General features: G+C 73.7%; 22 protein-coding genes. 2 read left to right on the top strand and 20 right to left on the bottom strand.

Annotated elements, in window-relative coordinates; translation table 11 throughout:
- Positions 1-75 precede the first annotated feature (75 nt).
- The 8 genes from argH to argC all read right to left on the bottom strand — a co-directional run bounded on the left by argH (position 76) and on the right by argC (position 8670).
- Positions 76-1539, bottom strand: a complete 1464-nt coding sequence (gene argH, locus BXA10_RS22720) for an argininosuccinate lyase (RefSeq protein WP_076472846.1) — start codon at positions 1537-1539, stop codon at positions 76-78.
- Between the two features lie 76 nt (positions 1540-1615).
- On the bottom strand, positions 1616-2821 hold the full coding sequence (locus tag BXA10_RS22725) for an argininosuccinate synthase (RefSeq protein WP_076472847.1): 1206 nt from the start codon (positions 2819-2821) through the stop codon (positions 1616-1618).
- On the bottom strand, positions 2818-3333 hold the full coding sequence (locus BXA10_RS22730) for an arginine repressor (RefSeq protein WP_076472848.1): 516 nt from the start codon (positions 3331-3333) through the stop codon (positions 2818-2820). The genes BXA10_RS22725 and BXA10_RS22730 overlap by 4 nt, the downstream gene beginning before the upstream one ends.
- Positions 3330-4307 carry an ornithine carbamoyltransferase gene (gene argF / locus BXA10_RS22735; protein ID WP_076472849.1) on the bottom strand — a complete coding sequence of 326 codons (978 nt, stop codon included), beginning with the start codon at positions 4305-4307 and terminating at the stop codon, positions 3330-3332. The genes BXA10_RS22730 and argF overlap by 4 nt, the downstream gene beginning before the upstream one ends.
- Positions 4304-5560, bottom strand: coding sequence for an acetylornithine transaminase (locus tag BXA10_RS22740; RefSeq protein ID WP_076472850.1), 1257 nt, complete (start codon positions 5558-5560; stop codon positions 4304-4306). Before BXA10_RS22740 ends, argF begins: the two co-directional genes overlap by 4 nt.
- Positions 5557-6444, bottom strand: coding sequence for an acetylglutamate kinase (gene argB, locus BXA10_RS22745; protein WP_076472851.1), 888 nt, complete (start codon positions 6442-6444; stop codon positions 5557-5559). The genes BXA10_RS22740 and argB overlap by 4 nt, the downstream gene beginning before the upstream one ends.
- A gap of 55 nt (positions 6445-6499) precedes the next feature.
- Complete coding sequence (gene argJ / locus BXA10_RS22750; RefSeq protein ID WP_076472852.1) at positions 6500-7672, bottom strand: bifunctional glutamate N-acetyltransferase/amino-acid acetyltransferase ArgJ; 1173 nt, start codon at positions 7670-7672, stop codon at positions 6500-6502.
- Positions 7669-8670, bottom strand: coding sequence for an N-acetyl-gamma-glutamyl-phosphate reductase (gene argC, locus BXA10_RS22755; RefSeq protein ID WP_076472853.1), 1002 nt, complete (start codon positions 8668-8670; stop codon positions 7669-7671). The genes argJ and argC overlap by 4 nt, the downstream gene beginning before the upstream one ends.
- A gap of 203 nt (positions 8671-8873) precedes the next feature.
- On the opposite strand from argC, the gene BXA10_RS22760 reads away from it, so the two are divergent.
- Positions 8874-10700 (top strand): AfsR/SARP family transcriptional regulator, encoded by a 1827-nt coding sequence (locus tag BXA10_RS22760; RefSeq protein ID WP_076472854.1) that lies wholly within the window; start codon positions 8874-8876, stop codon positions 10698-10700.
- Positions 10701-10797: 97 nt separating this feature from the next.
- On the opposite strand, the gene BXA10_RS22765 is transcribed toward BXA10_RS22760, so the two are convergent.
- The 3 genes from BXA10_RS22765 to BXA10_RS22775 are packed head-to-tail and all read right to left on the bottom strand — an operon-like array spanning position 10798 to position 13753.
- Positions 10798-12642: an ABC transporter ATP-binding protein gene (locus BXA10_RS22765; RefSeq protein WP_076472855.1), complete on the bottom strand. Its 1845-nt coding sequence runs from the start codon at positions 12640-12642 to the stop codon at positions 10798-10800.
- Entirely contained in the window at positions 12639-13178 is a 540-nt protein-coding gene (locus tag BXA10_RS22770; protein WP_076472856.1) for a TlpA family protein disulfide reductase, read from the bottom strand. Before BXA10_RS22770 ends, BXA10_RS22765 begins: the two co-directional genes overlap by 4 nt.
- Positions 13179-13201: 23 nt before the next feature.
- The gene (locus BXA10_RS22775) at positions 13202-13753 is read right to left on the bottom strand and encodes a MauE/DoxX family redox-associated membrane protein (protein WP_076472857.1); all 552 of its coding nucleotides are present in this window, start codon (positions 13751-13753) and stop codon (positions 13202-13204) included.
- Positions 13754-13915: 162 nt separating this feature from the next.
- Between BXA10_RS22775 and BXA10_RS22780 the strand changes: the two genes are divergently transcribed.
- Positions 13916-14131, top strand: coding sequence for a hypothetical protein (locus BXA10_RS22780; protein ID WP_076472858.1), 216 nt, complete (start codon positions 13916-13918; stop codon positions 14129-14131).
- A gap of 52 nt (positions 14132-14183) precedes the next feature.
- Here the strand turns inward: BXA10_RS22780 and BXA10_RS22785 are convergent, their stop codons facing one another.
- From BXA10_RS22785 to BXA10_RS22825, 9 genes are all read right to left on the bottom strand, one after another.
- Positions 14184-14651: a S26 family signal peptidase gene (locus BXA10_RS22785; protein WP_139338097.1), complete on the bottom strand. Its 468-nt coding sequence runs from the start codon at positions 14649-14651 to the stop codon at positions 14184-14186.
- A 4-nt stretch (positions 14652-14655) separates the two neighbouring features.
- On the bottom strand, positions 14656-17202 hold the full coding sequence (gene pheT / locus BXA10_RS22790; RefSeq protein ID WP_076472859.1) for a phenylalanine--tRNA ligase subunit beta: 2547 nt from the start codon (positions 17200-17202) through the stop codon (positions 14656-14658).
- Positions 17203-17241: 39 nt separating this feature from the next.
- Positions 17242-18312 (bottom strand): phenylalanine--tRNA ligase subunit alpha, encoded by a 1071-nt coding sequence (gene pheS, locus BXA10_RS22795; protein WP_076472860.1) that lies wholly within the window; start codon positions 18310-18312, stop codon positions 17242-17244.
- Between the two features lie 168 nt (positions 18313-18480).
- Positions 18481-19329, bottom strand: coding sequence for a TrmH family RNA methyltransferase (locus tag BXA10_RS22800; protein ID WP_076472861.1), 849 nt, complete (start codon positions 19327-19329; stop codon positions 18481-18483).
- Positions 19330-19398: 69 nt separating this feature from the next.
- Positions 19399-19791: a 50S ribosomal protein L20 gene (gene rplT / locus BXA10_RS22805; RefSeq protein WP_076472862.1), complete on the bottom strand. Its 393-nt coding sequence runs from the start codon at positions 19789-19791 to the stop codon at positions 19399-19401.
- A 31-nt stretch (positions 19792-19822) separates the two neighbouring features.
- Positions 19823-20017, bottom strand: coding sequence for a 50S ribosomal protein L35 (gene rpmI, locus BXA10_RS22810; RefSeq protein ID WP_007458415.1), 195 nt, complete (start codon positions 20015-20017; stop codon positions 19823-19825).
- A 20-nt stretch (positions 20018-20037) separates the two neighbouring features.
- Positions 20038-20670: a translation initiation factor IF-3 gene (gene infC, locus BXA10_RS22815; RefSeq protein ID WP_076472863.1), complete on the bottom strand. Its 633-nt coding sequence runs from the start codon at positions 20668-20670 to the stop codon at positions 20038-20040.
- A gap of 417 nt (positions 20671-21087) precedes the next feature.
- Positions 21088-21561 carry a PH domain-containing protein gene (locus BXA10_RS22820; protein WP_076472864.1) on the bottom strand — a complete coding sequence of 158 codons (474 nt, stop codon included), beginning with the start codon at positions 21559-21561 and terminating at the stop codon, positions 21088-21090.
- 99 nt (positions 21562-21660) lie between these two features.
- Positions 21661-22554, bottom strand: coding sequence for a DMT family transporter (locus tag BXA10_RS22825; protein ID WP_245828382.1), 894 nt, complete (start codon positions 22552-22554; stop codon positions 21661-21663).
- Between the last annotated feature and the right edge of the window lie 95 nt (positions 22555-22649).

Here is a 22649-nt window from a genome sequence, read left to right on the forward strand (position 1 = left end):
TCAGGGAAGCTGCCGCCCCGGCGAACGCTGGGGGCGGCAGCTTCCCTGATGTCATGCGGATCCGGGCAGCCGGGCTCAGCGGGGAACGACCCGCTCGGCGGCCCACTCCCGCCAGCCGGCCAGCTTGTCGGCAGCGGTGGCGAGCTGGTCGGCCACCGGCCCTGGGCCGGTGGAGCCGGGCGTGGTCCGGGCCGCGAGCGCCGAACGGACCGAGAGCACGTCACGCACCGACGGGTCGAGGTGCTCGCTGACCGCGGCCAGGTCGGCGTCCGAAACCTCGTCCAGCGCGCAGTCGCGGGCCACACAGAGCGCGACCAGCCGCCCGGTGATCTCATGCGCGTCGCGGAACGGCACACCCCTGCGGACGAGCCAGTCGGCGACCTCGGTGGCCAGCGAATACCCCACCGGAGCGGCGGCGACCAGCCGGTCGACCCGTACCGTCATCGTGGAGATCATCCCCGCGAGGGCCGGCAGCAGCAGCTCAAGCGTGTCGACCGCGTCGAAGGCCGGCTCCTTGTCCTCCTGCATGTCCCGGTCGTAGGTCATCGGCAGGCCCTTGAGCATGGTGAGCACGCTCATCAGCCCGCCGACCAGCCGGCCGGACTTACCGCGGGCCAGCTCGGCGATGTCCGCGTTCTTCTTCTGCGGCATGATCGAGGAGCCGGTGGCGAACGCGTCGTCCAGCTCCACCCAGCCGAACTCCTGCGACGTCCAGAGCACCACCTCCTCGCCGAGGCGGGACAGGTGCACCCCGATCATCGCGGTGACGAAGAGAAACTCGGCGACGAAGTCCCGGTCGGCCACCGCGTCCATCGAGTTGGCGAACGACGTGCGGAAGCCAAGCTCCTTGGAGACCGCCACCGGATCCAGCGGCAGCCCCGAGCCGGCGAGCGCGCCCGCGCCGAGCGGGCTGATCGCGGCCCGCTCGTCCCAGTCCCGCATCCGCTCCAGGTCCCGCAGCAGCGGCTGGACGTGGGCGAGCAGCCAGTGCCCGAAGGTGACCGGCTGCGCGTGCTGAAGGTGCGTCATGCCCGGAGCGGCCGTGTCCACGTGCCGCTCGGCCTGCTCGACCAACGCCTCCGCCAGCTCCACCAGCCGGGCGGCCACGCCCCGCGCGTGGTCGCGCAGGTAGAGCCGCAGGTCGGTGGCGACCTGGTCGTTGCGCGACCGGCCGGCGCGAAGCTTCCCACCCAGGCTGCCGAGCCGCTCCAAGAGGCCGCGCTCCAGCGCCGTGTGCACGTCCTCGTCGTCCACCGTCGGGCGGAACTGCCCCGAGGCGCAGGCCGCCTCCAGGTCGTCCAGCGCCGCGAGGATCTTCCCCAACTCCTCCGGGTCGAGCAGGCCGGCGCCGGCCAGGACCCGGGCGTGCGCCCGCGAGCCGGCGATGTCGTACGGGGCCAGCCGCCAGTCGAACTGCACGCTCACCGACAGCCGGGCCAGAGCCTCCGCGGGGCCGCCGGCGAACCGGCCGCCCCACAGGCTCGTCCGATTCGTGGCCGCGCTGTTCTCGGTCAGGCTCTTGTCGTCCACCGGACCCATTGTGGCAGTGCTCACCTTTCGCTCCCGACTGCGGGGCTCACTCGCTGCGCTCGCTCACTCCTCGCGCTCGCAACGCTCACCTTTCGCCGAGCCGGGCGTCCCGGGCCGCGGCCATCCGGCTGGGCAGACCCCACAGCTGCACGAAGCCCTTTGCGAGGGACTGGTCGAACGTGTCGCCGGTGTCGTAGGTGGCCATGCCGAAGTCGTAGAGGCTGGCCTCGGAGCGCCGGCCGGTGACGGTGGCCCGACCGCCGTGCAGAGTCAGCCGCACCTCGCCGGAGACGTGCCGCTGGGCGTCGTCGATGAACGCGTCCAGCGACCGCTTCAGCGGCGAGAACCAGAGGCCGTCGTAGACGAGCTCGCCCCAGCGCTGGTCGACACCGCGCTTGAACCGGGCCAGGTCCCGCTCGACCGTCACGTTCTCCAGCTCCTGGTGGGCCGTGATCAGCGCGATCGCGCCGGGCGCCTCGTACACCTCGCGGCTCTTGATGCCCACGAGCCGGTCCTCGACCATGTCGAGGCGGCCGACACCCTGCTCTCCGGCGCGACGGTTCAGTTCGAGGATCGCCTGGTACGGCGTGACCGTCTCGCCGTCCACCGCGACCGGCACGCCCGCGTCGAACGTGATGACCACCTCGTCGGCGTCGCGGGGCTCACTCGGGTCGGCCGTGTAGGAGTACAGGTCCTCGATCGGCCCGTTCCAGATGTCCTCCAGGAAGCCGGTCTCCACCGCACGGCCGAACAGGTTCTGGTCGATGGAGTACGGCGACTTGGCCGACACGTCGATCGGCAGGCCCTTCTCCTCCGCGAACGCGATCGCCTTGTCCCGGGTCCAGGCGAAGTCCCGGGCCGGGGCGATGATCTTCAGGTCAGGCGCGAGCGCGCCCAGGCCGACCTCGAAGCGCACCTGGTCGTTGCCCTTGCCGGTGCAGCCGTGCGACACGATCGTGCCGCCGTACTTGCGCGCCGCGGTGACCAGGTGCTTGACGATCAGCGGCCGGGACAGCGCGGACACCAGCGGGTAGCGGTCCATGTAGAGGGCGTTGGCGCGGATCGCCGGCAGGCAGTACTCGGCGGCGAACTCGTCGCGCGCGTCGACCACCTCGGACTCCACGGCGCCGCAGTCCAGGGCGCGCTGCCGGATGACGTTCATGTCCTCGCCGCCCTGGCCGACGTCGACCGCGACCGCGATCACCTCGGCGCCGGTCTGCTCGGCCAGGTACGGAATGGCGACGGAGGTGTCCAACCCCCCGGAGTACGCCAGGACGACCCGCTCGGTCATGGTGTGTTGCTCCCTTCAACGTTCTCTTCGCGGCGGGCCCAGCCGGCGAGCTTCTCGCCGAGCGTGGCCCCACCGTCGGCCTCGCGGGCCACGACGAGGATGGTGTCGTCGCCGGCGATCGTGCCGACGACCTCGGGCAGGCCCGCTCGGTCCAACGCGCTGGCCAGGTAGTGCGCTGCGCCCGGCGGGGTCCGCAGCACGGCGATGTTGCCGCTGGAGTCGACCCCGTTGAGCAGCTCGTGCAGCAGCCGCACCAGGCGGGCCGGGGCAGCCTCGGCGTCCCGAAGCGGCCGGTGGCCGTCCTCCGGGATCATGTAGACGCCGCGTCCGTCGCCGCCGCGCACGGTCGCCGCGCCGAGCTCCTTCAGGTCCCGGGAGAGGGTCGCCTGGGTGACCTGGATCCCGTCGCCGGCGAGCAGGTCGGCCAGCTCGGGCTGCGAGTGGATCGCCTTGTCCCGGATCAGCTCGACGATGCGGGCGTGCCGGGCGGCGCGGGTCAGCGGGGCGGTCATGTGGTCTCCCTGGTCACGGTGGCGTCGGGCGCCGCCGCGTCCGGGGCCAGGGTCGTGGCCTCGATGAGGAACGTGAGCAGCGCCTTCTGGGCGTGCAGCCGATTCTCCGCCTGATCGAAGACCGCGCTCTGCGGGCCGTCGAGCACCTCGTCGGTGATCTCCTCGCCCCGGTGCGCGGGCAGGCAGTGCAGCACGATCGCGCCCGGCGCCGCCTGGGCGAGCAGCTCGGCGTTGACCTGGTACGGCAGGAACGGCGTGATGCGGTCCAGCCCGTCGTCCTCCTGCCCCATCGAGGTCCAGGTGTCGGTGGCGATCACGTCGGCCCCCTTGACCGCCTCGGCCGGGTCGGTCAGCACACTCACCGAACCGCCGGTGCCGACCGCGATCTCCGCGGCCCGGGCCACCACCACGGGGTCGGCGGAGAACCCGACGGGCCCGGCCACCCGTACGTGCATGCCGGCGGTCGCTCCGGCGAGCAGGTACGAGTTGGCCATGTTGTTGGCCGCGTCGCCGACGTACGCGAGGGTCCGGCCGGCGGTGCCGCCGAAGCGTTCCCGGACGGTGAGCAGGTCGGCCAGGAGCTGGCACGGGTGGTAGCCGTCGGTGAGCGCGTTGACCACCGGCACGCTCGCCCCGGTGGCGAGCTCGGCGATGCGATCGTCGCCGTAGGTACGCAGCACGATCGCGGCGACGTAGCGGGAGAGCGCCCGCGCGGCGTCGGCGAGGGTCTCGCCCCGGCCGAAGTGGGTGCCCTGCGTGTCCACGATGAGCGGGTGACCGCCCAGCTCGGCGATGCCGACGTCGAAGGAGGTCCGGGTACGCAGGCTCTGCTTGTCGAAGAGCACCGCCACCGAACGGGGCCCGGTCAGCGGCTGGTACCGGAACCGGTCCGCCTTCATCCGGGCGGCGAGCTCCAGCACCGTCGCCTGCTCGGCGGGGCTCAGGTCGTCGTCACGCAGGAAGTGCCGGATCATGCGGTCGTCTCCGGGGCGGTCGTGGTGGTCATCGGGGAGACCGTCGAGGGGGCGAACCCGGACGGAGAACGGTCCGCAGCGGCGGCGGGCGCGGTGGTGTCGAGGGCGGCGGGAAGGGCCGCCAGGAACGCGTCCACCTGCTCCGCGGTGAGGATCAGCGGCGGGGCGAGACGGACCACGTCCGGCTGCACCGGGTTCACCAGGAAGCCGGCCTCGCGCAGCGCCTCGGCGAGCACCCGCGACACCGGCGCGGTGAGCACCACGCCGAGCAGCAGGCCGGCTCCGCGTACACCGGAGACGAGCGGGTGACCGAGCGCCTCGACACCCCGGCGCAATCGTTCGCCGACCCGCTTGACGTGGTCGAGCAGGCCCTCGTGCGCGATGGTGCTCACCACCGCGAGCGCGGCGGCGCAGCTGACCGGATTGCCGCCGAACGTGGTGCCGTGCGAGCCGGGAGTGAGCAGCTCGGCCGCGCGGCCGAAGGCCAGCGTCGCGCCGAGCGGCAGCCCGCCGCCGAGCCCCTTGGCGAGCGTGACCAGGTCCGGTTCCACGCTGTCGGCCTGGTGGGCGAACCAGTGCCCGGTACGCCCGATGCCGGTCTGCACCTCGTCGAGCACCAGCAGCGCGCCGTGCCGAGCGGTGATCCGCCGGGCTGCGGCGAGGTAGCCGGCCGGCGGCACGACGACCCCGTTCTCACCCTGGATGGGCTCCAGGATCACCATCGCGGTGGCGTCGGTGACGGCCGCCTCCAGCGCGGCCACGTCGCCGTACCCGACATGGGTGACCTCGCCGGGCAGCGGGCGGAACGGGTCGGACTTGGCCGGCTGTCCGGTGAGCGCGAGCGCACCCATGGTCCGGCCGTGGAAGCCGCCCGACGTGGCGACCACATGGGTACGACCGGTCAGCCGGGAGATCTTGAACGCCGCCTCGTTGGCCTCCGCGCCCGAGTTGGCGAAGAAGACCCGGCCGGGGCGCCCGGCGAGCGCGAGCAGCAGCTCGGCCAGGGCGACCGGTGGCTCGGCGACGTAGAGGTTGGAGACGTGGCCGAGCGTCGCGACCTGCTTCGACACGGCGGCCACCACGGCGGGGTGGGCGTGACCGAGGGCGTTGACCGCGATACCGCCGACCAGGTCGACGTACTCCCGGCCGTCCTCGTCGACCACGACGGCGCCGGAGCCGGCGACCAGGGCCAGCGGCGGAGTGCCGTAGTTGTCCATCATGGACTGACTCCACCGCTGCACCAGCGCGCTCATGACTCGATCACCATCGTTCCGAACCCTTCCGACGTGAAGACCTCCAGCAGCGTGGAGTGGGCGACCCTGCCGTCGACGACGTGCGCGGCGGGCACTCCCCCGCGCACCGCCCGCAGGCACGCCTCCATCTTGGGCACCATCCCCGACTCGAGCGTGGGCAGCAGCTTCGCCAGGTCGTCGGCCTCGATCTCGGAGATCAGGCTCGTGGTGTCCGGCCAGTTCGCGTAGAGGCCGGCGACGTCGGTGAGCACGACCAGCTTGCGGGCCTCCAGCGCGACCGCGAGCGCGGCGGCGGCGGTGTCCGCGTTGAGGTTGTGCAGCACCCCGTCGGCGTCCGGCGCGACGGTCGAGATCACCGGGATCCGCCCGGCCGCGATGAGGTCGGTGACCGCGGAGACGTCGACCGACTCCACGTCACCCACCTGGCCGACGTCGACCGGTTCGCCGTCCACGTACGCCGGGCGGCGCACCGCCGTGAACAGCCCCGCGTCCTCGCCGGAGAGGCCGACCGCGAACGGACCGTGCGCGTTGATCAGCCCGACCAGTTCCCGCCCGACCTGACCGACCAGCACCATCCGGACGACCTGCATCGCCTCGGGGGTGGTGACCCGCAGTCCGCCGCGGAACTCGCTGACGATGCCGAGCCGGCCGAGCATGGCCGAGATCTGCGGTCCGCCACCGTGCACGACGACCGGCTTCAGGCCGACGTAACGCAGGAAGACCATGTCGGCCGCGAACGCGCGCTGCAGTTCGGGATCGACCATGGCGTTGCCGCCGTACTTGATCACGACGGTGGCGCCGGAGAAGCGGGCCAGCCACGGCAGCGCCTCGATCAGCGTGGCGGCCTTGGCCTGGGAACGGGTGAGGTCGGCGGAGAGGGTCATGCTCCTACCCGCCTTCCGTTCGCGACTGCCTGGCTCTTCGCTGCGTTCCTCGCGCTCACGACGAGTAGGCCGAGTTCTCGTGGACGTACGCGTGGGAGAGGTCGTTGGTCCAGACGGTGGCCGCGGCGGTCCCGGAGCGCAGGTCGATCCGGATGGTCACGTCCCGCCCGGTGAGGTCGACCTTCGACCGGTCCTCGGCGGCGGCGCCGTCCCGGCACACCCAGACCCCGTTCACCGCGACGTCGATGCTGTCCGGCTCGAACGCGGCCGCGGTGGTGCCGACGGCGGCGAGGATCCGTCCCCAGTTCGGGTCGTTGCCGAACAGCGCGGTCTTGACCAGGTTGTTGCGGGCCACCGCGCGGCCCACCTCGACCGCGTCGTCCTCGCTCGCCGCGCCGAGCACCTCGATGGCGATCTGCTTGGTGGCGCCCTCCGCGTCGGCGATGAGCTGCTGTGCCAGGTCGTGGCAGGCGGCGGTGACCGCGGCGGCCAGCTCACCCGGAGCGGGCGTGACACCCGACGCACCGCTGGCCAGCAGCAACACGGTGTCGTTGGTGGACATGCAGCCGTCGGAGTCGATCCGGTCGAACGTCACCCGGCAGGCCTCGCGCAGCGCGGCGGTCAGCGTCTCGGAGTCGGCGACCGCGTCGGTGGTGACGACGCACAACATGGTCGCCAGGGCCGGCGCGAGCATGCCCGCGCCCTTGGCCATGCCTCCGACGGTCCATCCGGCGCCCTGCGTCACTGTCGTCTTCGGCCGGGTGTCCGTCGTCATGATCGCCTCGGCGGCGGGGGCACCGCCGGCCGGCGACAGCGTTCGCACGGCGTCGTCCACGCCGGCGAGCAGCGCGGTCATCGGCAGCCGCTCACCGATCAGGCCGGTCGAGCAGACCGCCACCTCACCCGCCCCGAGGTCCAGGGCCGGATCGGCGGCCGCGAGGGCGGCGGCGACGTGCTCGGCGGTGGCGTGCGTGTCCTGGAACCCGGCCGGGCCGGTGCAGGCGTTCGCGCCACCCGAGTTGAGCACGACGGCGCGGACGGCCCCGCCGTGTACGACCTGCTGGGTCCAGAGCACCGGCGCGGCCTTCACCCGGTTGGCGGTGAAGACACCGGCCACGGCCGCGTCCGGGCCGTCGTTGACCACCAGCGCCACGTCCGCGGCGCCGCCGGCCTTGAGCCCGGCGGCGACGCCCGCCGCCCGGAATCCCTGCGGAACGGTCACGCTCATGGGGTCACCCCGTACACCGACAGGCCGGCGGTCTCCGGCAGGCCGAACATCAGGTTGGCGTTCTGCACGGCCTGACCGGCCGCGCCCTTGCCGAGGTTGTCGAGCGCGCTCACCACGATCAGGCGGCGGGAGTCGACGTCGACGGTGGCCTGCAGGTGGCAGGAGTTGGAGCCGAGCGTGGCGGCCGTGTGCGGCCAGCGCCCCTCGGGCAGCACGTGCACGAACGGCGCGTCGGCGTACGCCTCGGCGAGCACCGTCTGCGGGTCGACCCCTTGGGCGGGCAGCGCGGTGACCGTGGCGAGGATGCCACGCGGCATCGGGGCGAGCACCGGGGTGAGGGAGAGGCCCGTCGCGCGGGTCGCCTGCTTGATCTCGGGCACGTGCTGGTGGGTGCCGACCCGGTAGGGCGACAGGTCGCCCATCACCTCGCTGGCCAGCAGGTGCGCCTTGGCACCCCGACCCGCGCCGGAGGTGCCCGAGGCGGCGACCACGACCACGTCGTCCGGCCGGGCGGCGCCGGCGGCGATCAGCGGGGCGAGCGCCAGGCTGATGGCGGCGGCGTAGCAGCCGGTGTTCGCCACCCGCGTCGAGGAGGCGATTAGCTCGCGCTGCCCGGGCAGTTCCGGCAGGCCGTAGGTCCACTGGCCCGCGTGCGTGCCGCCGTAGTACTGCGCCCACTGGTACGGGTCGGCGAGTCGGTGGTCGGCGCCGAGGTCGACGATGCGCACCTCGGCCGGCAGTTGGGCGGCGAGCGCGGCCGACTCGCCGTGCGGCAGGGCCAGGAAGACCAGGTCCGCGTCCGCGAGGGCTTCCGGCCCCGACGCGCCGAGCACCAGGTCGAGCCCGGCCAGCTGCGGATGCACCACGTCGACCCGGTGCCCGGCCTGGCTGTGCGCGGTGGCGGCGACCAGCTCGAACTCCGGGTGCCCGGCGATCAGGCGCAGCAGCTCGCCGCCGGCGTAGCCGCTCGCTCCCCCGACCGCAACTCGGATCCCCATACTCACCTCCGCATGACTATGCACTCAACCTAGCAGCGGTGATCGGTGGCCGCAAGTTCATGCAGTCTATTGCATGAGAATTACCCACCGGGACTGCGGGCGAACGACAGCGAGACCGACAACCGATACATCGACTGCCATAATTGGATCGGCGTGGTGCGGGGCCCGGAGCCGAGCCCTCGGGGGTGCGCAGCGGAGGTCGCATGGGGCTGATGTTCAAGATCCTCGGTCCGATCCGGGCACTGCGTGACGGTCGCCCGCTGCGGCTTCCCGGCGGCCGCCCCACCGCGCTCCTGGTCACCCTGCTGCTGCACACCGGGGCGGTGGTGCCCGTCGAACGGCTACGCCAGGAGCTGTGGGGCGGTCGGGCCCCCGCCTCGGCGGTGGCCAACCTGCGTACCCACGCCAGCCAGTTGCGTCAACTGCTCGCCGCACCGGACGAGTCGCCCCGGCTACACGGCGGACACGGTGGCTACCGGCTCCGGGTGGACCCGGGCGAGCTGGACGCCGCCGAGTTCGAGCGGCTGGCCACCGAGGGGCACGCGGCCCGCGTCGACGGCCGGCTCGACGTCGCGGCACCCCTGTTCGAGCGGGCGCTGTCCCTCTGGTCCGCGGCGGAGCCGCCCCCGGCGGCGTACGGGCCGACGACCGCCGCGGCCTTCGACCAGCTGCGCGAGCGGCGGGCCGCCGTGCGCGAGACGTACGCCCAGTGCCGGCTCGACCTCGGCGACCCGGGCAGCCATCCACTGCTCGCCCTGCTACGGCGGCATCTGGCGGAGAATCCGCTGCGCGAGCCGGCCTGGGCGCTGCTGATGATCGCCCAGTGCCGGGCCGGCGACCGCGCCGCCGCCCTGCACACGTACCGGGCCGCCTGCCGGGCACTCGCCGGCGAGCTGGGCGTCGGCCCCGGCCCGGAGCTGACCGAGCTGTACGCGGCCGTCCGGCGGCACGACACCCGGCTGCTGGCGAGCCGGCCGGCCGCCCGCACCCGGGACCGCCCGGCGGATCCCCGGCCGGTGCTGGTGCCGCACGAACTCCCCTGCCCGACCACACCCTTCGTCGGCCGGCGCACCGAGCTGGCCCAGCTGCGTGTCGCGCTGACCACGGTGGGCGACACTCCCCTCACCATGGCGGTCTACGGGATGCCCGGCGCCGGCAAGTCCGCGCTCGCGCTGCGTGCCGCAGCCGAGACCCTGGACGCGTTCCCGCACGGTCAGCTCCACCTCGACCTGGGCGGATCGGTGGACGGGACGGCACTGTCGCCGCTCGACGTGGCGATGCGCGTGCTCCGGCCGTTGCGAGCCGCCACCCCGGGGCCGGACGACCTCGCCGAGGCGCGGGCCCGGATCCGGTCGTCGCTCTTCGACCGCCGGGTGCTGCTGGTGCTCGACAACGTCGCCGACCCCGCCCAGGTCGACGGTCTGCTCCCGGCACGCGGCGGCTGCGCCCTGCTCGTGACCAGCCGCTGCCCGGTGTCCGACACGTTCACCCGGGCGCTGCGGCTGGACCCGATGCCGCCCGGCGAAGGGCTCGCGCTGCTGCGGGCCACCGCCGGGGACCGCCGGGTGGATGACGAGCCGGAGGCCGCCGCGGCTGTCGTCGCGCTCTGCGAGGGACTGCCGTTGGCACTGCGTACCGCAGCCCGCCGACTCGCCGAATGCCCGCACTGGTCCATGGCGCGGCTGGCCCGGCTGCTGCGCGACGAGCGCCACCGGCTGGCGGAGACCGGCCTGCGCCCCCGGCTGACCGCGAGCTACCGCCGGCTGGGCGCGGCGGCACCGGTGTTCCGCCGGCTCGGCGACGCCCCCGCCGGGACGGTCACCCCGGAGCTGGCCGCCGCGCTGACCGGGGCGCCGACCGACGAGACCGTACGGGCGCTCGACCAGCTCGTGGCGGCGCAGCTCGCCGAGCCGGCCGGGCCGGGCCGGTACCGCATCGGGGACCTGGTCCGGCTCTACGCCGCCGAGCTGGGCGCCACCGAGCCGACGGGGACCGGCAGCACGCCGGTGACGGTGGCGGACGGCCGCTGAACCGCGGCGCTCCGGCCGGCCGGTCGAAGACCCGGCCGGCCGGTGAGCACCACGCGCCCGACGGGTTCCGACACCACACGCCGCCACCGGCTGCGGGTCAGACCGCCGTGGGGCTGTCCTCGCGGTAGCCCCGTGCCTGCAGGGTGAAGAGCCGGGCGTACCCGCCGCCGGCGGCGAGCAGCTCGTCGTGCGGGCCGCACTCGGCGACCCGGCCGTCGGCCAGCGCCACGATCCTGTCCGCGTCCCGCACCGCGTTGAGGCGATGGGAGATGAGCAGGCTGGTACGCCCACGGCGCAGCTCGCGCAACCGGGTGTGCAGGTCGTGCTCCGCCTCGGCGTCGAGTCCCGAGCTCGGCTCGTCGAGGATGAGCAGGTCCCGGTCGGCCCGCAGGAAGCCGCGGGCCAGCGCCACCCGCTGCCACTGCCCGCCGGAGAGGACCACGCCGGCCTGCGCGTCGTCCCGGTCCGGACCGTCGAAGAAGATCCGGGTGAGCAGGGTGTCGTAGCCGCGCGGCAACCCGGTCAGGGTCTCGTCGACGCCGGCCTGCCGAGCGGCGGCGCGCACCCGGTCGGGCTCGTCGCGGGCGGCGAGGTCCCCCACCGCGATGTTCTCCGCAGCGGTCAGGTCGTACGGCATGAAGTCCTGGAACACCGCGCCGAGCCGCTCACGCAGCGCCGCCGGGTCGAACTCCCGCACGTCGACCCCGTCCCACCGGATCGTGCCGCGCTCCGGGTCGTAGAACCGGCAGAGCAGCTTCACCAGCGTGCTCTTGCCCGCCCCGTTGAGCCCGACCAGCGCAGTGGTGGCGCCCGCCGGGAGGAACAGGTCGACCCCACGCAGCACCCACGGATGCCGTGGTGAGTACCGGAACCAGACGTCACGCAGCTCGATGCCGTGCCGCAGCGGCGGGACCGGCCGGGCCGCGGCGGGCACCGGCAGGTCGGGTTCGGCCCGGACGACCTCGTCGTAGTGGTCGAACAGGAGCAGCGCCCGGTGGATCGCGCCGAGCTGACCGACCAGACTGCCCAGCGCGCCCTGCACCCCGGGTACGGCCGCCAGGTAGATCACCACATCGCCGGCGGTGAGGCGGCCGGCCGCGGCGGCCGTCACGGTGTAGACGACCCCGGCACCGGCCACCGCGGCGCCGAGCAGCCCGAGCAGGCCCTGGGCGCGCAGCTCGCGGCGGTCCAGCCGCTGCTCGACGCCGTGCATGCCGCGCAGCTCGTCGAGCATCCGGTCGCCGAAGAACCGGCCGAGACCGAAGAGCCGGACCTCCTTGGCGGCCGGCACACCCACCAGCAGCTGGGCGAAGAACAGGTCACGCCGCTGGAAGTGCTCCAGGTGCAGGACCATCGCGGCCCGGGCACGGTTGAGACGCAGCTGGAGCCAGAGCGTGGGCAGCGCCGCGACCAGCACCAGCAGACCGACCACCGGGCTGAGTGCCAGCAGCACGCCGAGGAAACCGCCGAGTGCGAGCACGCTCTGCACCGCGCCGAACGCGTTCCCGGTGAGCTGGGTGGGACCGAGGTGCCCCGTCTGCTGGGCCGCCTGCAGCCGGTCCTGGAACGCCGGGTCCTCGAGCCGGACCAGGCCCACCAGGCGCAGCACCGCGTCGTGCAACCGGCGGCGCACCAGCCGGCTCACCGCCCGGATCCGCTCCTTCTCCACGTACGTCCGCAGGTGCGGCAGGACCACGCCGGCTGCCGCCACCAGCGCCAGACCGACGCCGAGCAGGACCAGCGACACTCCCGCCCGCCCCGCACCGGTGAGTACGTCCAGCACGAGCTTGGTGAGCGCGGCGACGAGCACCGGCGTCACGCCGGCGAGGATCGCCAGCAGCAGGTCGACCACAGTCCCCCCGGGCGCTGCGCGCCAGGTCAGACCGAGGGCCGCGCGGGCGTGCCGGGCGGCCCGGCGCGGAGTCAGGCGGGGGCCGGTCACCGAGCCACCGGCAGGTCCAACCGGGCGATGCCGAACGCGGTCGACGCGACGATCCCGCGCTCGTCGAGCAGGCCGAACGCGGGATACCCCTTGACCCCGAAGGCGAGCGGAAGCGGGCCCGTGCCCGGCTCGACGAAGACCGTCGCCAGGCCCGCGAACTGGGCGGCGTACGGCTCGGTGTCCGGGCCCTTGCCGACCACCACGATCCAGACGTGCTCGGCGCCACCGGGCATGGTCCGGGCCCGCTCGATCAGAAGAGGCAGCTGCTCCTCGCAGTGCTCACAGGCCGGCGAGAGGAACGCCACGAGCGTCATCGGCGGGATGTCGGCACGCGTACGCAACTCGCCGTCCAGCGTGGTCGAGACGAACTCCCCGGGGATCGAGCCGACCTCCGACATCACCTCCGGCGGCTGTGCCTGCCGGTCACTGAGCAGGTCGGTGTGCTCGCGGAGCCGGCGGATCACGCCGAGCAGCAGCACCAGGTTGAGCAGGCCGAGCGCGGCGACGAGGACGACGGCGACGGTCAACAGCGCCATGAGGGCTCCTTCGGATCGCGGGGTCAGGAACGGCCGGCCGGGCGGGTCGCCCGGGGCGAAGCGGGGGCGAAGAGGGCCACGAGGTCGTCGAGGCGCACCACCACTGCGGCGAGCGGAACGGCCACCCCGGCGGCGAGCAGAGCTGCCGCCGGCGGCAGCGACGGCCCGGCGGTTGCCCAGCCCGACAGCCCGAGCAGGGCCACCACGGTGAGTGCGAGGTTCCGCGCCACGTGCCGGGGACCGATCGGCGCGTCGGCCGCGCCGAAGCAGCGACAGGCCGGGCGTGCCCCGCGACGCAGGGCGCCGACGATGGCCGCGGTGAGCACGCCGAGCAGCCCGGCGGCGAGCACCAGCCCGGCGGGTGCGGTGGCCGGGACGGCGAGTAGCGCCACGACCGCCGCCTCCGCGGCGACCGCCAGCCGGGCGACCGGCGACGCCCATCGCGCCGGCACACCGAACTGGCCGACCGAGCCGACGAACTCGGCGAAGCCGGCGCGGGTACGCAACTTGCCGACCACCGCGGCGACGAACACCAGGGCCAGTAGCAACCGCGCGGCCAGTTCCACCGCTCGCATCCGTCTCCACCTCCTCAGCGTGGGGAGGCCCAGGCTAGGAGGGACGGATACAGCACTGATACATCGACGCGCGCCGGTTCCCGCGTCGGCTGTAGGTGCGGTGTACGGGGCGGCCGTAGCGTGCCGGCATCGATCGACGACCCGTCGGAAGGAGGTGAACGGATGTTCCGTCGACTTGAGGGCCTCGGCGAGCGGCTGCTCGGTGTGTTCGTGCCGAAGGTGACCGCCGCGGCCGGCTGTCCGCCGGACCCGTGGTGCGCGGTATGCGGCACCTGCTACTTCAAGCGGTGCAGCTACAGCGGCTCCTGCGCGGTGAACTGCGGAGGATGCGGCTACTACTGCTCGGCCGGTGCCAGCACCATGACCTCACTGTGCTGATCGCCCCCGGGTGTGCCGCGTGGCCGGTGACCGGCCGCGCGGCACGTCCGTCTCAGGGCCGCAGACGCGGCCGGATCACCACCCCGAGCAGATCCGGCTCCGGGATGTACCCACACTCACGCGAGTCGTAGCTGAACGGCGGGTTGTCGCCGAGAACGACCAGGTGCCCCGGCGGCACCTCCCGCTCCGGGCGCTGCCCGAGCAGCGGTACCCGGTCCACCGGCACCGGGTCGCCGGGCACCGCGTACGCCCGCTTGATGAGCAGGCCCGGCTCGCCGTCACCGGGCCGGGTGGGGTGGCCGCCGGTCATCGCCGCCGGCGCCACCACCACGACCACGTCACCGGAACGGACCCCGGCCAGCGGCACCCGCCGGGCCAGCACCCGGTCGCCGGGGCGCAGCGTCGGTTCCATGCTGCGGCCCACCACCGAGACCAGCATCAGGTGCCGGCGGGCCCAGAGCAGGCCGGTGGTGGCCGCCACGAGCACGACGGCCACCACCACCCAACCGATCACCGGCACCGGATCAGGCGCCGCGCAGGGTGGCGCCGAAACGTTCGGCGGCCACGGCCACCGCCGCGTCCCGGGCGGCCACCGCCTCCTCCACCGTGAGCGTGCGATCCGGCGCGCGGAAGGTCAGCTTGTACGCCAACGACTTGCGCTCCGGCCCGAGCTGGTCGGAGGTGTAGACGTCGAAGAGGCGTACGTCCTCGAGCAGCTCGCCGGCACCCTCGACGAGTGCCTGCTGCACCTGCGCCGCCGGTACCGACCCGTCCACCACCAGCGCCACGTCGATCAGCGCCGGCGGGAAGCCGGACACCGCCGGGGCCGACAGCACCGGCGCGGCGGGCAGCAGGTCGAGGTTCAGCTCCACGGCGCTGGTACGGCGGGGCAGCTCCAGCGCCGCGAGCACCGTCGGGTGCAGCTCGCCGGCGTGCCCGACCACGAGGCCGTCGACCAGCAGCTCGGCGCAGCGACCCGGATGCCACGGCGCGTACTCGGCGGCCCGCACCTCGACCCGGTCGGTCGGGATGCCGGCGGCGGCCAGCACCGTCCGCCCGGCCTCGACCGCATCCGCCCACCCGGCCGCGCGCCCGCCGCCCCACCAGCCGGACAGCTCGATCTCGCCGGTCAGCACGGCGGCGAGGTGCCGGGGCTGCGCGGGCACCACCGCGTCGGCGGCGGCGAACTCCGCGTCGGTCGGCCGCCGGTCCACCCCCATCGCCGGCGGGCTGCCCACGCCGGGCCGCGGGTGGAAGACCGCCCCGATCTCGTAGAGCGCGAGATCGCGGTGGCCCCGGCCGAGGTTGCGCTTGAGCACCCCGAGCAGGGGGCCGAGCAGCGTCGTGCGCAGCATCGGCTCCTCGTCGGAGAGCGGGTTGGCCAGCCGCACCGCGGGCCGGCGCGGGTCGTCGGCCGGCAGGCCGAGCAGGTCGGGAAGCTCCGGCGAGACGAACGGGTGGGCGAGCACCTCGACGTACCCACGGTCGGCCAGCGCCCGGGCGATCGCCCGGCGCCGGCGCTGCTGCCAGGTCAGGCCGCGACCGGCCGGCGCCACCGGCAGCACCGACGGCACCTTGTCGTACCCGTCGAGGCGTACCACCTCCTCGACCAGGTCGGCGGGGTCGGTGAGGTCGGGACGCCAGCTCGGCGGGGTGACGGTGAGCGCCACCCCGGCGCCGGCGAGCACACCGACCGAGCCCGGGTCCTCGGCGAGCCGGTCGGCGCCCTGCGCCACCGTGCAGCCCACCTGCTCCAGCAGGGCCACCACCCGCGCCGGCGGGTAGTCGACGCCGATCCGCCGGGTCGGCAGGTCCGCGGCCAGAGTGATCGGGGTACGCGGGACCACGTGGTCGAGGTCCAGGATCCCGTCGCCCACCGTGCCGCCGCCGTACTCGGTGAGCAGCCGCACCGCCCGCTCCAGGGCGACCAGCGGCAGGGCCGGGTCGACGCCCCGCTCCCAACGCTTGGCGGCCTCGCTGAACAGCTTGTGCCGGCGGGCGGTGCGTCCCACCATCACCGGGTCCCAGTGGGCGGCCTCGAACAGCACGTCGGTCGTGCCGGTGACGACCTCGCTGGTCTCGCCACCCATCACCGCGGCGAGCGAGATCGGCCCGCTGTCGTCGCAGATCACCATGTCCTCGGCGGCGAGGACACGGTCGACACCGTCCAGGGTGGTCAGCTTCTCCCCCGCCTCGGCGCGGCGGACCACCAGCGGCCCGGTGATCCGGTCGGCGTCGAAGGCGTGCATCGGCTGACCCAGCTCGAGCATCACGTAGTTGGTGATGTCGACCGGCAGCGAGATGCTCCGGATCCCGGCGGTGGTGAGCCGCCGCTGCATCCAGGCGGGCGTGGGCGCGCTCGGGTCGACGCCGCGGACCAGCCGGGCGGCGAACCGGTCGCAGCCCACCGTGTCCCGCACCTCGACCGGGTACGCCGGCTGGGGCGTGCCGCCGGGCGCGGGCGCCAGGCCCGGGTCACGGAACGGCACCCCGAACGCGTGCGACAGTTCCCGGGCCAGACCGCGCAGGCTCAGCGCGTACCCCCGGTCCGGGGTGATGTCCAGCTCGAGCACGACCTCGTCGAGGCCGACCACCGGTCGGGCGTCGTCACCGGGCTTGGCCGGGCTCTCCCCGGGCAACACCAGGATGCCGTCGTGGTCGTCGCCGATGCCCAGCTCACGGACCGAGCAGATCATGCCGTTGGAGACCCGCCCGTACGTCTTGCGCGAGCCGATGGCGAAGCCACCGGGCAGCACCCCGCCGGGGAGGATGACGACCACCCGGTCACCGGGGGCGAAGTTGCGCGCACCGCAGACGATCTCCTGCGGCTCGCCGGTGCCGTTCGCGGCCCCGACGTCGACCCGGACGAACCGGATCGGCTTCTTGAAGCCGGTCAGCTCCTCGATCTCCAGAACCTCACCGACCACCAGCGACCCGGTGACGTTCTCCCGCAGGTCGGTCACCGAGTCGACCTCGATGCCGAGGTCGACCAGGGCCTGCACCAGGTCACCGGTGGACAGGTCGGCGGGGAGGTCGACGTACTCCCGCAGCCAGCTGACAGAAACTCGCATGACTCAGACCACCGTCTCCGTAACTCGTGCCCGCATCGCCTACGCCTCGGTCCCGAGCGCCCGGCTGAACCGGACGTCGCCCTCGAAGAGGTGGCGGATGTCGCTGACTCCGTGCCGGACCATCAGGGTCCGGTCGATGCCCATGCCGAACGCGAAGCCCGAGTAGACCTCCGGGTCGATCCCGCAGGCGCGCAGTACCCGGGGGTTGACCATCCCGCAACCGCCCCACTCGACCCACTGCGGGCCGTCGCGGTGCTCCGGGAACCACACGTCGAACTCGGCCGACGGCTCCGTGAACGGGAAGTAGTGCGGCCGCCACCGGGTCTTCGCGTCCGGGCCGAAGATCGCCTTGGCGAAGTGGTCGAGCGTGCCGCGCAGGTGCGCCATGGTGATGCCCTTGTCCACCACCAGGCCCTCCGCCTGGTGGAAGACCGGGCTGTGGGTGGCATCCACCTCGTCGGTGCGGTAGACCCGGCCGGGGCAGATCACGTAGATCGGCGGCTTGCGGCTGAGCATCGTCCGGGTCTGCACGTTCGACGTGTGCGTACGCAGCACCAGGCCCGACCGGTCCGCGGGGTCGACGTGGAAGGTGTCCATCAGCCCGCGCGCCGGGTGGTCGGCGGGGATGTTGAGCGCGTCGAAGTTGACCCACTCGAGCTCGACCTCGGGCCCCTCGGCCACCTCGTAGCCCATTCCGACGAACAGGTCGCTGATCTGCTCCATCAGCGTGCTCAACGGGTGCCGCGCGCCGCGCGGCTGCCGGTCGTACGGCAGCGTCACGTCGACGCGCTCGGCGACCAGCACCCGCTCGGCGTGCTCGCGCTCCAGCGCCTCGGCCCGGGCGGCATACGTGGTCTCGATCGCGCGGCGGGCCTCGTTGACCCGCTTACCGGCGTCGGCCTTGGCGGCCGGCGGCAGCGCGCCGATCTCCCGGCGGGCCAGGGACACCGGCGCCCGGTCACCGAGGTGCGCCGGGCGCAGCGCGGTCAGCGCGTCCGGGTCGGTGGCCTCGGCGAACGCCTTCTCGGCGTCGGCCACGGCCGCGGCCAGAGCGGCGGGGTCGAGCAGGGCGACCTGCTTCGGGTCGTACGGATCGTTGCGGTAGGTCATGGCGTACGGGTACTCCCTCACGGCGGCGCCGACCCTCGGAGGGTGGCTAAGCGAGTCTACGGACGCGCGGCTTCGCCGCAGCCCGCCGGTGGGAGTTACGCAGGGAGCAGGGTCAGGCCCGCCGCCCGCCGGCACCGGCGGGCTGGCTAAACGAACGCCGTGGCGCGTTCATGGACGGCTGGTCTCCCCGGTCGTGACGTCCGCGCGACCGGAGCCCGGTCGGCGCTGTGCTTTCGCTGAAGAGTACAGGCAGACGGCCGCGGCCGCAGCCAGGTTCAGGCTCTCGGCGCGCCCGTGCAGGGGCACCCGGACGCGGGCGTCGGCGGCCTCGGTGAGCGCCTGCGGCAGCCCGTGCGCCTCGGAGCCGAACAGCCAGGCGGTGGGCGCGGCGAGCCGGCCGGCGTCGGCCAGGTCGTCGAGGTCCTCCTCGCCATAGCCGGTGGTGGCGAGCACCGCGAACCCGGCGGCGCGCAACGCGGCGACCACCCCGACCGGATCGTCGGCGCGGACCACGTCGACGTGGAACAGACTGCCCGCCGAGGCGCGCACGCACTTGCCGTTGTACGGGTCGACGGCGTCTCCGGCGAACACGACCGTGCCCGCCCCCGCCGCGTCGGCGGTACGCAGCACCGTGCCGGCGTTACCCGGGTCGCGGATCTCGGCGAGCACCGCGACCAGCCCGGGCCGGCGGTCGAGGGCCCGGTCCAGCGGTACGTCGAGGTGCCGGCAGACGGCCACCAGGCCCTGCGGGGCCACGGTCTCGGCGAGCGCGACGAGCGCGTCGTCGGTCACCTCGGAGACCGGCACGTCACCGCCGGCGGCCAGGGCCGCCAATTCGGCGTACCGGTCGAGGGCGGCCGGAGTGCCGAAAAGCTCGGTGACCACGCCCGGCACGGCGAGCGCCTCGCGCACCGCCTGCGGGCCCTCGGCGAGGAATCGGCCGGTGGCCTCGCGGTCGCGGCGCCGGTGCAGCCGGCGGGCGGCGACCACCCGGGGCGTACGCGGGGTGAAGAGCATCTTCTCCTCGATCCTTGCAGCGAGGCGCCCCCCGTCGGGGTCGACGAGGGGCGCCTCAGACGCAGGGGATCAGGCGGCCTGAGCCGCCGCACCGCCGGTGCCCTCGGCCGCGACCGCGGCCCGGGCCAGCTCGACGATCGCCGCGAACGCGGCGGCGTCGTTGACGGCCAGGTCAGCCAGGATCTTCCGGTCGACCTCGATGCCGGCCAGCTTGAGGCCCTGGATCAGGCGGTTGTAGGTCATCCCGTTGGCGCGGGCGCCCGCGTTGATCCGCTGGATCCAGAGCTGCCGGAAGTCGCCCTTGCGGTCGCGACGGTCCCGGTAGGAGTACTGCATCGAGTGCAGCACCTGCTCCTTGGCCTTGCGGTAGAGGCGGGAGCGCTGACCGCGGTAGCCGCTCGCGGTCTCCAGCAGGGTACGGCGCTTCTTCTGGGCGTTCACAGCCCGCTTGACGCGTGCCATCTCAACTCCTTCTTACGTCGGGTGGCGCGCGTCAGCGGCCGAGCAGCTTCTTGATGCGCTTCACGTCGGCCTTGGCCAGCACGACGGTGCCGGTCAGCCGGCGGGTCTGGGTGGAGGGCTTCTTCTCCAGGTTGTGCCGGAGGCCGGCCTGCTGGGCAACGATCTTGCCCTTGCCGGTCACCTTGACCCGCTTGCCCATCCCCGTGTGGCTCTTCATCTTCGGCATGTGGAACGTCTTCTCCCCTGTTACTCGCCGCTGTTGTCGGCGACTGCGCCGGTCTCACCGGCTGCTGCGGTCTCGCCGGCCTCGGGGGTGGCAGACCCTTCGGCCCGCTCCCGGGGCGCCCCGCCACGGGAGGCCGTCGCGGCGACCGCGGCTGCCTTGGTGGCGCGGTGCGGCGCGAGCACCATGATCATGTTTCGGCCGTCCTGCTTCGGAGCGGCCTCGACGTACCCCAGCTCCGAGATCTCCGACTCGAGCCGACGCAGGAGCCGGTAACCCAGCTCCGGCCGACTCTGCTCGCGACCGCGGAACATGATCGTCACCTTGACCTTGTCGCCGGCCTTGAGGAACCGCACCACGTGACCCTTCTTGGTCTCGTAGTCGTGCGGATCGATCTTCGGCCGGAGCTTCATCTCCTTGATGACGGTCTGCTGCTGGTTACGCCGCGCTTCGCGCGCCTTCAGTGCGCTCTCGTACTTGAACTTGCCGAAGTCCATGAGCTTGCACACCGGCGGGCGCGCCATCGGCGCAACCTCGACCAGGTCCAGATCGACGTCCGCGGCCAGCTGAAGGGCGCGCTCCAGTGGGACGATGCCCACCTGCTCACCCTCGGGGCCGACCAGTCGGACCTCACGTGCCCGGATCTGCTCGTTCACGCGTGGTTCGACGCTGATGGGGCCTCCTCGAGTCGAGTGTTTGCCAGGTGCCGACCCTGCGGCTCCCGGGCGGGAGCCGACCCGGAAAGCAGAAGGCCCCGGCACATGCCAGGGCCTGCTCGACCGGTCGGCACGATCAAATGATCGCGCATCCGGCGCCGGGACATGCCCGGAACCGGTGACCGGACCCGGCCACCGTAGCGGCGACTCGGGTGGGAGCAGGCGCTCCACTTTCATGGCCGCCCGATCTATGCGGACAGCCTGGTCGACTCGACAACACTACACCCTCCCCACACCCCCACCCAACCGCCCCCGGGCGGACCGGCGCTCTTTCACGGAAAGAGTGCCCATTCGACGCGAATTGGCCACTCTTTCCGTGAAAGAGCGGCCAATGCCGGTGAGGGTGGGGTGGCGGGGTCAGCGGTTGGGGGCGCTCTCGGTCAGGCGGTCCAGGTGGGCCTGGTGCAGGCGACGCAACGCCCGCACCCCCTCGACGGCCAACTCCTTGTCGGCGGCCTGCAGGGCGACCATCGGCATCAGGTCGTCGTCGTGCAGCTCCAGACTGGCCCAGGGCGCGCCCCGGTCGAAGCGGATGCCGCGTACGACCTCCCACGGCAGCTCGTACGAGCCGACCAGGTTGCGCACCCGGACACCCCGCGCGTCGGCCTCCACCCGGGGGCGGGTGAACAGCAGGATGCCGAGCGCGCCGAAGATGCCGAGACCGACCATGGCGAGCTGGTCGCCGCGCTGGAAGGTGCCGTAGCCGTCTCCGGTCGGGCCGTGCAGGGAAGTCGCCACCACGGAGAAGACCACCAACAGGACGGCTGCGGATGCCCAGCAGATCACCCGGATGCGCCGGGGCCGCAGACGGATCAGCTCGGGTTCGCTCACCCCACCAGTCTGCCACCCGCCTCCGGCACGTCCGCCGCCGCCACGCTGCCCGAGCCACGACGGACCGGACGGTGACCGCCCGAGCCGGCTGCGGCGGCGTCAGCGCCGGCGGGTACGGCGACCTGCGACGACTACCGCGAGCAGGGTCAGCCCCGCCCCGACCAGCACGGCGGGCTCGGCGCCCGGGCCGCCGGGCAGAAGCTCGTCCAGCAGCAACGCCCCGCCGAGCTGACCGGCCACCAGGGCCAGACCGGTGCGCAGCACCCCCGCCGAGCGGACCCCGACCACCAGGCCGGCCACGATGCCCACGCCGAGCAGGCCGCCGGTGTAGAGGTACCAGGCGTCCGGCCAGCTGGCGGGCGGCGCGGTGAGCGCGCCGGCGACGGCCGCCACGAGCAGCACCACCGGTGTGCTGACCACGAAGTTGACCGCCACGCCGGCGGCGGCCGAGCCGGCCGCGGAGACCCGACCGTTCAGCGCGGACTGCAGCGCCACCCCGACCCCACCGGCGACCGCGAGCAGGACCAGCCCGACGGCCAGCTCTCCCACCGGCTGACCGAACTGGGCCAGCGCCACCGCCGCCACGCCGAGCAGCCCGCCGGCGATCCGGGGTCCGGTGAGCGCCAGTCGGCCGACCGGGGCGAGGCCGGCCCGGTCCACCGCCAACCCGCCCAGGCTTCCCCCGGCGACCTGGGCGATGGTGAAGACGGCGACGCCGAGCACCGGCACCACGTACGCGCCGAGCACCACGATCGCCGCGCCACCCAACCCGCCCAGGTAGGACCACCAGGGCAGCCGGGCCCGGCGCAGCGCGGCGAGCCCGGTACGCATCGACGGCAGGACCACGAGCCCGAGGGCCACCAGCAGGGTGCCGCCGAGGTTGTTGACCACCGCGGCGAGGGTCGGTTCGCCGACCCGGGCGCCCAACTCGCCGTTGGCCGCGCCCTGCGCCGCCGAGGCGACGCCGGCAACGGCCACGAGGGAGAGGGCCACCCATACCGGCAGGGGTCTCGTGGCTGGCGGGACCGGTCGCGGCGGAGCGACGCCCGGGGTGGCCGGGCGCGAACCGGACCCCGCCGGCCGCACGG

Source organism: Micromonospora avicenniae, from assembly GCF_900156065.1.
In the GTDB taxonomy this organism is placed as follows: Bacteria; Actinomycetota; Actinomycetes; order Mycobacteriales; family Micromonosporaceae; genus Micromonospora; species Micromonospora avicenniae.